This window comes from Bhargavaea sp. CC-171006 (assembly GCF_009761675.1).
GTDB lineage: Bacteria > Bacillota > Bacilli > Bacillales_A > Planococcaceae > Bhargavaea > Bhargavaea changchunensis.
In genome coordinates, this window is the sequence record NZ_QUZH01000014.1 from 169,348 (window position 1) to 182,127 (window position 12,780).

13 protein-coding genes and 2 riboswitches are annotated in these 12,780 nt (G+C 54.7%); of the genes, 6 read left to right on the plus strand and 7 right to left on the minus strand.

Annotation, left to right across the window (positions count from 1 at the left end; translation table 11 throughout):
- Window positions 1–143: 143 nt before the first annotated feature.
- Complete coding sequence (locus DZC51_RS06775) at window positions 144–1,643, plus strand: BCCT family transporter (RefSeq protein ID WP_157294618.1); 1,500 nt, start codon at window positions 144–146, stop codon at window positions 1,641–1,643.
- 128 nt (window positions 1,644–1,771) lie between these two features.
- Here DZC51_RS06775 and DZC51_RS06780 read toward each other — a convergent pair whose 3' ends face one another.
- The gene (locus DZC51_RS06780; protein WP_157294619.1) at window positions 1,772–2,833 is read right to left on the minus strand and encodes a copper resistance D family protein; all 1,062 of its coding nucleotides are present in this window, start codon (window positions 2,831–2,833) and stop codon (window positions 1,772–1,774) included.
- Entirely contained in the window at window positions 2,833–3,402 is a 570-nt protein-coding gene (locus DZC51_RS06785; protein WP_157294620.1) for a copper resistance protein CopC, read from the minus strand. Before DZC51_RS06785 ends, DZC51_RS06780 begins: the two co-directional genes overlap by 1 nt.
- A gap of 213 nt (window positions 3,403–3,615) precedes the next feature.
- A riboswitch (PreQ1 riboswitch) is annotated at window positions 3,616–3,661 on the plus strand.
- A gap of 8 nt (window positions 3,662–3,669) precedes the next feature.
- Here DZC51_RS06785 and DZC51_RS06790 point away from each other — a divergent pair.
- Together DZC51_RS06790 and DZC51_RS06795 are read left to right on the plus strand one after the other, a co-directional pair.
- On the plus strand, window positions 3,670–4,161 hold the full coding sequence (locus tag DZC51_RS06790) for a QueT transporter family protein (RefSeq protein ID WP_157294621.1): 492 nt from the start codon (window positions 3,670–3,672) through the stop codon (window positions 4,159–4,161).
- Window positions 4,162–4,250: 89 nt separating this feature from the next.
- Window positions 4,251–4,442: a PspC domain-containing protein gene (locus tag DZC51_RS06795; RefSeq protein WP_157294622.1), complete on the plus strand. Its 192-nt coding sequence runs from the start codon at window positions 4,251–4,253 to the stop codon at window positions 4,440–4,442.
- A 64-nt stretch (window positions 4,443–4,506) separates the two neighbouring features.
- On the opposite strand, the gene DZC51_RS06800 is transcribed toward DZC51_RS06795, so the two are convergent.
- The 3 genes from DZC51_RS06800 to DZC51_RS06810 form a co-directional block, all read right to left on the minus strand.
- Complete coding sequence (locus DZC51_RS06800; RefSeq protein WP_157294623.1) at window positions 4,507–5,511, minus strand: ABC transporter substrate-binding protein; 1,005 nt, start codon at window positions 5,509–5,511, stop codon at window positions 4,507–4,509.
- Between the two features lie 63 nt (window positions 5,512–5,574).
- Window positions 5,575–6,336: an ABC transporter permease gene (locus DZC51_RS06805; RefSeq protein WP_157294624.1), complete on the minus strand. Its 762-nt coding sequence runs from the start codon at window positions 6,334–6,336 to the stop codon at window positions 5,575–5,577.
- Window positions 6,320–7,102, minus strand: a complete 783-nt coding sequence (locus DZC51_RS06810; protein WP_157294625.1) for an ABC transporter ATP-binding protein — start codon at window positions 7,100–7,102, stop codon at window positions 6,320–6,322. Before DZC51_RS06810 ends, DZC51_RS06805 begins: the two co-directional genes overlap by 17 nt.
- Before the next feature lie 192 nt (window positions 7,103–7,294).
- Between DZC51_RS06810 and cysK the strand changes: the two genes are divergently transcribed.
- The gene (gene cysK / locus DZC51_RS06815; RefSeq protein ID WP_157294626.1) at window positions 7,295–8,218 is read left to right on the plus strand and encodes a cysteine synthase A; all 924 of its coding nucleotides are present in this window, start codon (window positions 7,295–7,297) and stop codon (window positions 8,216–8,218) included.
- A 198-nt stretch (window positions 8,219–8,416) separates the two neighbouring features.
- Here cysK and DZC51_RS06820 read toward each other — a convergent pair whose 3' ends face one another.
- Both DZC51_RS06820 and DZC51_RS06825 read right to left on the minus strand, forming a co-directional pair.
- A complete protein-coding gene (locus DZC51_RS06820) occupies window positions 8,417–9,409 on the minus strand; it encodes a homoserine dehydrogenase (RefSeq protein ID WP_157294627.1) in 993 nt (330 codons plus the stop codon).
- A 99-nt stretch (window positions 9,410–9,508) separates the two neighbouring features.
- Window positions 9,509–10,798, minus strand: coding sequence for an O-acetylhomoserine aminocarboxypropyltransferase/cysteine synthase family protein (locus DZC51_RS06825; protein ID WP_157294628.1), 1,290 nt, complete (start codon window positions 10,796–10,798; stop codon window positions 9,509–9,511).
- A 128-nt stretch (window positions 10,799–10,926) separates the two neighbouring features.
- Window positions 10,927–11,039: riboswitch (SAM riboswitch) on the minus strand.
- A gap of 141 nt (window positions 11,040–11,180) precedes the next feature.
- Between DZC51_RS06825 and DZC51_RS16340 the strand changes: the two genes are divergently transcribed.
- Together DZC51_RS16340 and DZC51_RS06830 are read left to right on the plus strand one after the other, a co-directional pair.
- Complete coding sequence (locus DZC51_RS16340) at window positions 11,181–11,306, plus strand: hypothetical protein (RefSeq protein WP_255448115.1); 126 nt, start codon at window positions 11,181–11,183, stop codon at window positions 11,304–11,306.
- Window positions 11,307–11,408: 102 nt separating this feature from the next.
- Window positions 11,409–12,736, plus strand: a protein-coding gene (locus DZC51_RS06830) for an IS3 family transposase (RefSeq protein ID WP_370513675.1) whose coding sequence is annotated in 2 segments (ribosomal slippage) — window positions 11,409–11,796 and window positions 11,796–12,736 — 1,329 coding nt in all. Because the reading frame shifts where the segments join, the coding sequence is not laid out codon by codon here.
- Window positions 12,737–12,780: the final 44 nt, after the last annotated feature.

Consider the following 12,780-nt stretch of genomic DNA (forward strand, 5'->3'; position numbering starts at 1 on the left):
TTTCCGGTCCAAACGGCACCGTCTTTTACTGAGAAAGCAATGCTGTGGCGGAAATATTCAAACAAAACCGATTTGCTATCGGTTAAAATCTTTGATAAGGTGGTAAGCTGATTGTCAGGCCAAACCAATTCACAGGGGGAATCATGAAAAAAGTCTCAAAAGTCTTCTATATAACATTGGCTCTGATTGCGCTGACGGTCGTTTTCGGCGTTATTGCGCCGAAGCAATATGAATCGTTCACCGGCAACATCCAGAGCTTCGTTTCCACATCATTCGGATGGTATTATCTGCTCCTGATGGCGGCCTTCCTCGTGCTGTCGCTCATCATAGCTGTCAGCCCATACGGCAGGATCCGGCTCGGCAAGGACACGGACCGGCCGGACTTTTCAACGCCAACATGGATTGCCATGCTGTTTTCCGCCGGGATGGGCATCGGGCTCGTCTTCTATGGTGCTTCCGAGCCACTCTCTCATTATGTCATCAGTCCTGCGACAGAAGAAGCGGGTACCAACGCTGCGCTAAAGGAAGGGCTTACCTATTCCTATCTGCACTGGGGCGCACCTGTATGGGCGATGTATGGCATCACCGCGCTGGCCCTCGCTTTTTTCCAGTTCCGCAAAAACGAACCCGGGTTAATTTCTTCAACATTGAAGCCGATTTTCGGTGATAAGATGAACGGCCCCTGGGGAACCGTCGTTGACGTACTTGCCGTCTTTGCGACCGCATTCGGCGTCGCGACTTCCCTCGGCTTCGGTGCTGTCCAAATTAACGCCGGCCTGAACCATCTGTTCGGAGTCGACATCGGCTTCCTGTCGCAGTTCATCATCATCTTGGTGGTGACCGTGCTGTTCGTCGCGTCCGCCTGGTCCGGACTCAGCAAGGGAATCAAGTACCTGTCCAATACGAACATGGTGCTCGCTGTTCTCCTGCTCATCATCATCCTTGTCGTCGGACCGACGCTGCTCATCCTGAATCTCTTTACAGAGACATTCGGCATGTACCTTCAGAACCTGCTGCAGATGAGCTTCCGCACCGCTCCGCTCGGGGATGACAACCGCAGCTTTGTCGACGGCTGGACGATCTTCTACTGGGCATGGTGGATTTCCTGGGCACCATTTGTCGGGATGTTCATCGCCCGCGTCTCACGTGGGCGTACAGTCCGTGAATTCCTGCTTGGCGTCATCATCATCCCAACCGTGTTCGCGTCATTCTGGTTCGCCGCGTTCGGCACGACGGCGGCATTCGTCAATGACTCCATCACAGACCTGAGCGGCTTCTCCACGGAACTGGTCCTCTTTAACATGTTCGACCAGCTGCCAATGTCCATCGTACTGTCGATTATCGCAATTCTTCTGATCGCTTCGTTCTTCATCACTTCCGCGGACTCTGCGACATTCGTCCTCGGCATGCAGTCGACAAACGGCTCGCTGACGCCGCCGAACACCGTGAAGCTGATCTGGGGCATCGCCCAGTCTACGATTGCCATCCTGCTGCTGTATGTAGGCGGCTTGCAGGCGATCCAGAACACAATCATCATCGCCGCGCTTCCCTTCTCCTTCGTCATGATCCTTATGACCATCGGAATCCTGAAAGCCCTGAAGGAAGAGCGCCGCAGGATGGAAAAGCTTGCAAAAGGAAAATAATCACACTGCATGACCCGGCCGGCAATCATAGCATCAATAGATAGACCGCCCGTTCCCCATCAAGGGAGCGGGCGGTCTGTTTGTTTGCCGGCCGCGTGCAGGGTCGATAGTCCGCCGGGTATATGGAGTCAAAAGGAAGTGAGCAGCATCAGGCCCGCATAAGCCGCAGCGATAAAGCCGATTCCCGATAAGGCGGTGAGCCACTTCGGCAGATCCCGCCTGCCCCCGATAAATAACAGCGCCAGCAACAGGATCGAATTCGCGAGGAAGAGAACCCCTTCGGGAGACGGATCCATGCGGGCACCAATCGGCATAGCCGGCGGACCCGATAACCGTTCCGCAAAAGGCGCTGCCCCTTCCGACCGGAACGTCGAGTCGATATCATGGGGCGGCGACAGCTTGCTCATCACAGACGTGAAGAAAAGTACGAACAGGAGCATGAGGCTTTCCATCCTGAGCCACCATGCAGGCGGATGGTCCTTTTTTGCAATGAACCCGTTGATCGCTGCTGCTGCAAGGAGCGGAATGATGCTCAGATGCTTGAGCAGCAGCATCTGACCATAAGGCAGGATCCAGGAGCTCGCATAATCTTCGGCTTTCATCACGAGCAGCATAAGGAAAACTCCTGTTGCGATCATAACGGCCATCAGTCCCGCCGCAGTTGGAGTGAACCATTTAAGGAAACCGCGCCAGTCTGGAATGGCATCGGGCTTTGCCGCAACATGAAACAGGATACCCGCCCAGACGGAAAGTGCCGTCAGATGGACCCCATGGGCGATCAGCCCGGCAGTTTCATCGATTGTAGCGGAATGGCTGCCGTAGGCGATGGCTCCGAACGCCGCCAGGATGAGGAGGGCCTGGATAAACCGGCTCAATCCGAACCTGAGCACTGCCGCCAGAAGGAGGGCAGCTGCCATGAGCGCAAGGAAACTGTGTCCGGCACGGAACCCCGTCGCAATGTCCAAAAATCCCCGGAACCGGTACCCTTCCGGCGCAAGGAGGAACGTCAGCTGAATGACGGGAGCGACCCCCAAAAGCGGAATGGCTGCAGCAAGCAATGCTTCGGTCCTTCTGCCCAGTTGCGCAACGGGCCTGCGGCTTTCCGGAATAAACTTGAGAGTGATGGCTCCCGCCAAGACTGCCATTACTATATAGAGGAAGAAGTCGGACAGGGACGTGAAGGCGATCATCATTTCCTCTTGCGCAACGCCCAGAAGATCACGCCAAGTAGGATGATCACGGCAACCAGTAGTCCGAATGTCAGAAAGACACTGCTTCCTTCTTCTGTCTGGTCAGAAGCGTTGCTTTCCTCCGCCGTCTGCTCCCCGCTTTCTGCAGGATCAGCGACGGCCTCTTCCTCATCGGCCGGATCTTCTTCTGTGACTGGTTCCTCTTCCGCGTCGTCCGCTGAAACGCCCGCAGCCGCCTCGAACGTGATTTCTCCTTCAATCGGATGGCCATCCTCACTGACAACATTCCATCCCAAGGTCCATTCACCGTCCGGCAATGGTTCCGCGAGGGTTCCGGTGATTTGATCGCCTTCGATGTTGATGTCTGTAAACCCGGCCTCGCCTTCCGCTCCGGTCAGGGATAATGTGCTTCCTTCTTCAATTCCCGCGCTAAACGTCAGGGTGACTTCCTCAAGCGGTTCTGTCACCGTCGCCCCGTCTTCCGGCACTGAGGTTTCCATGTGGGAATGAGCCATTGCCGCGCTGGGGAGGGTAAACGCAAAAACGATGGCCAGAATTAGTTTTTTCATAATTTCCCCTTCTTTCCAATTTAGTTTGTTAGGTCAGTCATTATATTCATTCAAAACAGCAGGCGTGTTGGCCGCTGTTTTCAATTTAAAGCAGTGAATCACAATAAACAACATTGAAGCGAAACACTCCGACACCAGGTATCGTATTGGCATCCTTCCCCATTGACCAGAACCGCCAGACTGTAATATTATAGAACTTCGGGCTTTTTTATTGCCTGCGCGGTTCGTAACCATCCCGCGATAACAAAACTAAGGGAGAGAAAACAGATGAAAGTCAAAACGCTGGCCGTCAATGCGGTCATTGCTGCACTCTATCTTGCCGTCACTGCGCTGATTGCGCCGTTCGGCTTCACAAATATCCAGTTCCGCGTATCCGAGATGTTCAACCACCTCGTCGTGTTCAACAAAAAGTATCTGGCCGGAGTTGTTCTCGGCGTGTTCATTTCGAACTTGCTCCTGTCGACGCTCGGCTGGTATGACCTGACATTCGGCGTGGCCCACTCGCTGATCTCACTTACGATCACCATCGTGCTGTGCAAGTTCGTCAGGGGACGTGTAAAGGGCATGGTTGCCAACACGCTTGTCTTCACGTTCACGATGTTCATCATCGCGATCGAACTGAATCTGGCACTCGGCTTCCCGTTCTGGTTCACGTACGCTACACTTGCCATCAGTGAATTTATCGTCATGATTGTCGGCGTACCGGTCATGAACGCCCTGAATAAACGGCTCGACTTCAGCCGGCTGATTGAAGACTGATCCACAAAAAACCCCGGCGGCTGCCGGGGCTTTTTTTGGAACCTCCCGCTGACTCATTCCGTATAAAGATTAAGAAGGAGTGATCGAGGATGAGAAAATTTTACCGATCTACACGGGAAAAGCAGCTTTCAGGCGTACTGGGCGGACTCAGTGAACGGTTCGGGGTCGATGTCAGCATCCTCCGAATCGTGACCGTCGTGTCCGGGTTTTTCACTTCCGGAATTACATGGCTGATCTATTTTATCGCAGCTGCTGTTATGCCGACGGATAAAGACCTGTAAAACTGACATGTACTCATGCCTATGGATAAAGGAAAAGCGATGCCGCCGGGGCATCGCTTTTTTATTATTCCTTATCCGCCACAAGACCGTCGAATTCAGGGGCTTCCTTCAGGAACTCAAGTTCATAGGAAGAGTTTCCGAATTCCTTGAGGACCGCTTCGTTGACTTCTGTCGTGTACGTCACACGGCTCATCGCCTGTTCGACGATTTTCGCATCCATCTCCTGGTTTGTCAGGTCTTTGATGGAGTCGATGGCGATTTGCTGTGCCTTTTCAGGGTTGTCGTTGATAAACGCAACCGATTCATTGTGCGCTTCAAGCAGCTTTGCCGCAAGCTCCGGCTTTTCCTCCGTCAGCTTGTTGTTTGCAACGAGGACGGTGTTCGGAAGGCTTTCACCGTAGGCAATGTCTTCCGTGCTGATGATGACTTTAGCGCCGTTTTCGACGAGGATCGAAGCCCATGGCTCCGGAACCGCCGCAAGGTCCACCTTGCCGGATTCGAACATCGCCTGGTAGGACGCCGGGTTGCCGGTCACGTGGTTAAGCGAGCCGCCGATCCGGGAAGAAGCGAGCTCGTCATTGCCGAGCTGCTGGAGGTACGTTTCGAACTGGACATCATGCGTGCAGCCGATGCCCGGTGTGATGAAGGTTTTTCCTGCCATGTCTTCGACCGATTCGATGCCGCTCTTCTCGCTTGCGACGACGACCGTTCCGCCGGAAGATGCACCGGCCAGGACTTTCACTTCCGCACCGTTCGAGAAGTTGTTCAGGACAGGCCCTGGACCGACGAGGCCCGCATCGATTTCACCCGATTTCAGCGCGGCCATGAATGTGCCGCCGTCAGGGAACGTGATGTACTCCAGCTCGACGGTATCGCCCAGCTTTTCTTCGTAATAGCCGTTTTCCCTTGCCACCATCGCCGGCGCGTGGTCAATGTTCGGGAAGTAGCCGATGACCATCTTCTCTTTGTCCCCGCCCCCTGCATTGTCCGAATCTCCACCACATGCCGCGAGCAGTGTGATGATGCCGAGCATAAGTGCCCCAAGCCACCATTTTTTCAAATCCAACATCCCCTTTTCCGGGCCTCGGCCCGTTTATTAATCAATGACTGAATTCAACCAACGTAAAACCCGTCACGAAGACGGTTCAAGGCCCCACTTTTTCCTGACTTGCTGTTCAAATCGCTGGAACAGGAGCAGGTCGACCGTGACGCCGATGACACCGATGACGATCATGATGCCGAGCACCATGTCCATCCGGCCAAAGTCGGAAGCATATTTCAATGTGTAGCCGAGACCCGGGCCGGTGCTGAGAAGCTCCCCGGCCATGAGGGCACGCCATCCGAATGCCCAGGCAAGCCGCGTGCCGGTGACGAAATACGGCACCGATGCCGGCAGCATGACCCGAAAAAACAGATCCGGGCCGGATGAACCCATCGTCTGCGCCGCCTTCAGGTAGATCGGCGAGACGTTCTGTATGCCGGTGCGCACATTGATCGTCATGACGATCGCGGCACCGAGCACGATAATGAAGATGACCGATTTCTCGTTCAGGCCGAACCACATGATGGCAAGCGGCAGCCAGACGATGCTCGGAATACTCTGCAGTGCAAGAATGAGCGAACCGAGCGTTTCATCTGCCGTCTTGGACTTTGCAAGCAGTATGCCGAGCAGAAGACCGATCAGGAGGGCGATTGCGAGACCGACCAAAAGCCGCATGAAGCTGGCTCCGAGGTCACGGAACAGCGTACCGTCCGCAATCATTTCACCGAGTGCGCGGAACACGTCGGTCGGCGCCGGCAGGAGGACCGCCGGGATCTGGAACAGCCGGACCGCGAGTTCCCATACCAGAAACAGGGAAACGAAGAAGACGAGACGTTTAATAGCCAACCGCATTTTTACGTTCCTCTTCTTCCACTTTGTCGTTTTCCGTCTTCAGCATTTCAAGGATCGATTCCTCATAGGCCGCCATCTCTTTCAGATGACCTTCCCTCGGGCGTCCGAGCCGGACTTCGATATCCCGCAGGACCCGGCCGGGATGCGTTCCCATGACGATGATGCGATCGGAAAGCCGGACCGCTTCCTGGATGCTGTGCGTGACAAAAATGATGGTCTTTTTCGTCTCGATCCAGATTTCTTCGAGCACGCCCTGTAGGCGCATCCGTGTCTGTTCATCGAGTGCACCGAACGGCTCATCCATGAGAAGCACCGCAGGGTCCATCGCAAGGGCACGCGCAATGGACACACGCTGTTGCATGCCGCCCGACAGCTCATGCGGATGGTGGTCTGCATACTGGCTCAGCTGCACCAGCCGGAGGTATTTCTTGGCGATTTCTTTAGCTTCCTCTTTCGGCATGCCCTTCAGCGGAAACATGACATTCTCCTCGACGGTCAGCCAAGGGAACAAAGCAGCTTGCTGGAACACCATGCCCCGCTCTTTGCCCGGCTTCACGATATCGCGGCCGTCCAGCTGAAGGATCCCCGAGTCCGGGCGGTTCAGCCCGGCGACGATGTTCAGAAGTGTCGACTTGCCGCAGCCGGATGGTCCAAGCAGCGAGATGAATTCGCCTTCACGGACATCGATGCTGATATCCTTGAGCACCTGCTCGCGCCGGCCGTCCTTTCCGAAGCTTTTTTGTATTTCATCTATCTTAAGGAACATTATTGCACTTCCTTCTAATCTAAAATTATAATCCATATCGAATTACTAAGTTTTAAGCATAATCATACCCGAAAACCTCCATAAGTCAATGGATGTAACTTGGAAATCGGAGAGTTGCGGGAGATAATTTTTTAAACTATACTTTTTAAATAGGAATTAAGACCATCGTATGTAGGAAAGGCGGAATCTGCCATGAAAATCGTTCAGTCCATTCTGGATCTGATCGGAAACACCCCCGCCGTCCGGCTCAATAAAATCCCGGATGCGGACGGGGCGAACGTATATATCAAACTGGAATCGTTCAATCCCGGCGGCAGCGTTAAAGACCGCGCCGCACTGAACATGATTGAACGCGCCGAAGCAGAAGGCAAGCTGACTCCAGGCAAAAGCACCGTCATCGAGCCGACATCCGGCAACACAGGGATCGGCCTCGCCATGGTGTGCGCGGCAAAAGGCTACCGGTGCATCATGACGATGCCGGACAACGCGACCGCGGAACGGGTAAAAATCCTGAAAGCATACGGCGCGGAAGTGTATTCGACGCCGGCTGCCGAACGCATGAACGGCGCCATCGCCAAGGCGGAAGAACTGGCCAAGGACATCCCGGATGCGTTCATCCCGATGCAGTTCGAGAACCCGGCAAACGCGGATGCCCACCGCGGAACGACCGCTGTGGAAATCATGGAAGCCTTTGACGGCAAGCTGGATGCTTTCGTCCTGACGGCAGGCACAGGCGGAACCGTGACCGGCACAGGGGAAGAGCTGAAAAAGCAGATTCCGGACCTGAAGATCTATGTGGTCGAACCGAAGGGGTCCCCCGTCCTGTCAGGCGGAGAACCCGGGCCTCATAAGATTCCGGGCACCGGCCCCGGATTTGTTCCGGCCATCCTCAACCGTGACGTCTATGACGAAATCCTTCTCATCGATGACGGTGATGCCCAAGTGATGGCACGCCGCCTTGCCGCGGAAGAAGGCATCTTCGTCGGCGCATCCGCTGCGGCCTCCGCCCACTTCGCCGTACAGATCGCCAAGACGTTGCCGAAGGACGCCAATGTCCTCTGCCTCGCTCCCGACACCGGCGAGCGGTACCTGTCGTCCGACCTGTTTCCGGAATAAAAGGAGATACCCGAATTTACCGGGGACCTCCTTTTTGCGGCCGGCGGACAGCCGCCCGCCTCGTATTCTTCAAACTCAGGGGGCTTTTCTTCAAACTCGGGGCGGTTTTCTTCAAACTCGGAGGGCTATTCTTCAAACTCAGTTCCCCGCAACACAAAAGCGATGCCCCGCTCAAGGCGAGGCATCGCTTTTCTTCATTTACTTCGTCACGAGTTCGCGAAAGGTGGCATGTTCCCGCAGCAGCACTGCCGCGTCCTCGACCATGACGCTCGCGGTCGGAAGCATGCCGGCGCCCGGGCCGATCACAGTGAGCGTCCCGGCATAGGCCGTTTCGATGGCGACTGCATTGTCGACGCCGTCGATGCCGTAGAGCGGATGGTCTGGGCCGATCAGCACCGGGCCGACCGATGCCTGGATGGTGCCGTCTTCTCCGCGACGCACATCTGCTATGTGGCGGTAGCGGAGGCCCTGCCGGTCTGCATCGGTCACTTCTTCAAGCGAGAGCGAATCGATGCCTTCCATCGGCACGTCTTCCCAGTCCGGCTGAAGGCCGAACGACAGACCGCTCAGGATCATCAGCTTGCAGAAGGCATCGAAGCCGGACACGTCATTGGTCGGATCCGCCTCGGCATAACCGAGTTCCTGCGCTTCCTTAAGCGCGTCATCGAATGTGCACGATTCCTTGCGCATCTTGGTCAGGATAAAGTTCGATGTGCCGTTCAGGATACCCTGAATTCCGGTCACTTCATTGGTGAGGTTCAGGTTGCCGATCGTCTTGATCACCGGGACGCCGCCTGCGACGGTCGCCTCGTATCCGACACCGGTCCCCTGTTCCTTGGCTTGCCGTTCAAGCGCCGGGGCGGCTTTGGCATACATCACCTTGTTCGCGGTGATGATATGGCAGCCGGCGGCGATCGCCTGCTCCAGATATGTGCGTGCCGGCTCTTCGCCGACGATCGCTTCGAAAACGACCTTCAGATCCGGGATGGCCAGGATTTCCTCAAACCGGTCGGTAATGAGGACTCCCGGAGTTTCCGGGCGGGTTTTATCCAAGTCGCGGACGAGGATCGCAGCAATTTCGATCGGAGAACCGATCGTTTTCTCAAGTTGTTGTTTCCGTTCATTCACGATTGTATAAATGCCTTGGCCGACCGTACCGAATCCAAGGATGGCCGCTTTCACTGGAGCCATGGGCGAAACACCTCCGACACAAAGATTCCTTCCAATATAACAAGTTCCGCCCCGCAAGGAAACCCCCGGGGCGGGAAAAGTTTAAAATTATTCAAACATTCATGCGTTTACAGGAGCTGCAGTCTCAATCGCCTGTTTCAGATCGGCGATGATGTCTTCGACATTCTCAAGGCCGATGGAAAGGCGTACGAGTTCTTCTGTTGTCCCGCTCTTCTTCAGGTCTTCCGCAGAAAGCTGCTGGTGCGTCGTGGAAGCCGGGTGGATGATGAGCGAGCGTGCATCGCCGACGTTCGCGACATGCGAGAACAGCTTCACGTTGTCGATCAGCTTGCGGCCTGCATCGCGTCCGCCCTTGATGCCGAAGATGACAACCGATCCGGCGCCATTCTTCAGGTACTTTTTCGAGAGTTCGTACGACGGGTGCTCTTCGAGGCCGTTGTACTGAACCCACTCGACGGACGGGTGATCCTTCAGCCACTGCGCGACCTTCAGCGCGTTTTCGTTGTGGCGCTGGATGCGGAGGTGAAGCGTCTCAAGCCCCTGGAGGAAGAGGAACGCATTATCCGGGCTGAGCGTCGGTCCGAAGTCGCGAAGCAACTGCACGCGGAGGCGTGTTGCAAATGCTGCCTGCGCCGTATCAATGCCGTAGCGGAGACCGTGATACGTCACATCCGGCTCCGTGTAACCAGGGTGGCGGCCCTGGGTCCAGTCGAACTTGCCCGCGTCAACGGCTACGCCGCCGACACCGCGGCCGTGTCCGCCGATCCATTTCGTTGCCGAGTGGACGACAACGTCCGCGCCGTACTCGATTGGAGTTGAACCGTAAGGCGACGCAAATGTGGAGTCGATGATGAGCGGCAGGCCGTTTTCGTGCGCGATGTTCGCGACGGCTTCCACATCAAGGACGTTCAGGCTCGGGTTGCCGATGATTTCGCCGAAAATCGCCTTTGTCTTGTCGGTGATCGCCGCGCGGAAGTTTTCAGGGTCTGTCGAGTCGACGAACTTCACGTTGATGCCGTAACGCGGAAGTGTCACCGCGAACAGGTTATACGTTCCGCCGTAAAGGTTTGCCGCGGAGACGATCTCGTCCCCTGCCTGGGCGACGTTCAGGATCGAGAACGCGATTGCCGCCATCCCGGAAGAAAGCGCAACGGCAGCCGTGCCGCCTTCCAGTTCCGCGATGCGCTTCTCGAACGCGTCAACCGTCGGGTTCATGATTCGGGAGTAGATGTTGCCGGACTCTTTCAGGGCGAACAGGTTTTGCGCGTGCTCTGTGTCACGGAATGCATAAGCGGTCGTGCGGTAGACCGGTACGGCGATTGCGCCTGTTGTCGGATCCGGCTCCTGGCCTCCGTGCACGAGAATCGTTTCTGGTTTGAAGTTTGTCATATTGATTTCCTCCTAAAGGTATGGTTTCGATGGAAACACGATAGGAGAGGAGGTTTTGTCTTTTCGGAAAAATGAAAAACCCTCTTCTCTGATAGGAAGAGGGCCGATGCGAACACGCCGCATGCCTCCCCTTATCTGCCAGATCCGCTCCCGGATCTGTAGGAATTAGCACCTTTGCAGACATCGTCCGCCGGTTGCCGGGCTTCGCAGGGCCTATTCCCTCCGCCGCTCTTGATAAGAGTATTCTGATTTTGTTTTCCATCTGGTAAACAGTATAGGATTGTGCTGCGGGTAAAGTCAAGTGTATTTTTCAGAAAAAACATGAAACGTTTCCCGGCTTCATCCGTTAACATAGTAGATTGCCATTTCTAGGAGGAATTCGATGAAAACATGGAGAGAAAGACTCGAGGCAAATGGACTTGCCCAATACGTTGCTCCGTTTAGTGAACTGACAAAACCCGGCTTCATCCTAGAAAAAGAAAACGCCGCCGGGACACTGGTGAACTGAACCCCGAACTACGGACACTTTAAAAAAAGTCCCGGTTCGGGGTTTTTGCGTGGTCAAAAACTCCGCTATACTGAACACAAAGTTGAACGGAGGAGATTTTCAATGAGCCGCCAACCTATCAATGAATCCATTCGCCGACTTCTCGAGGACAATCCCAATGTCCTTCATGTAACGGATAAGACCATACAATACTCGCCTGAATTTAAATTGAACGCCGTGAAGGCCTATCAGGAAGGCAAGACGCCATACGAAATCTTCCTGGAGGCAGGGTTGGATCCCAAGCAGATTGGGACGGATATACCTAAACAATCGCTAAAGCGATGGAGGAAATCGTATGACGCCCTTGGCGAGGAAGGACTGTTGTCTGAGCGTCGGGGCCGCGGAAGCACTGGCCGGCCGGTAACACGAGATCTGTCTGCGGAAGAACAACTGAAAAAGGCACAGGCTAAGATCAAGTATCTAGAGGCTGAACTGGAATTGTTAAAAAAGTTAGAGGCAGCCGAGAGGAGGCTGAGGAAGTAAGGCTTACACCGGGAGAGAAATATGCATTGATTGAAGAAGTGATCCGGACGTTTGGGCTCAAGAGAGCCGTCGCCTATCTATGCAGGGTCGCGGGAGTCCGCCGTCAGGGTTACTATGAATGGCTGATCCGCCGTGATTCACGCGACCTCCGTGCGGAGGCGGATTATGAGGATGCCCTTCTACTGATCGAGATCCAGGAACGGAAGAAAGGGAAAGCAGGATACCGCACCCTACATATGATTTTGAGGAATGAATATGGCGTAGTCATGAACCACAAGAAAATCCTTCGCCTCACTGGCCTCTTCGGCCTTCATGCCAGAATCCGGAGAGCCCATCCCTACAGGAAGATGGCGAAGGCGACGCAGGAACACCGTACGGTGTCTAATCACCTGAATCGTGAGTTCCAACAGGATGAGCCGGGCAAGGTCCTCCTGACTGATATTACCTATCTGTATCACGGCAAAGGCCAGCCAGCCTACCTTTCCACGATAAAGGATGCGGCGACCAAGGAAATCCTCGTCCATGAACTGACGACCAGCCTTTCCATGCCAATCGTCTACCGGACGCTGGACAAGCTTGAAGGAGCTCTTGGAGAGAATCTTCATCCGGAAATCGTCCTTCATTCAGACCAAGGGTTCCACTACACCCATCCCGAGTATCAGAAACGCATCAAGGACCTGAACATCAAACAATCAATGTCCCGAAAGGGAAATTGTTGGGACAATGCGCCGATGGAATCCTTCTTCGGTCATATGAAAGATGAAATTGACTACAGGCAATGCCAAACCTTCGATGAGCTCAAACTACTGGTGGATGAGTATGTTTACGAGTACAACAACCACCGATATCAATGGAATCTAAAAAAGATGACTCCGGCACAATACCGGAGTCATCTCATCGCCGCATAAGCAGGGTCTTTTATTAAGCTGTCCGCTTTATAGGGTTCGGTTCA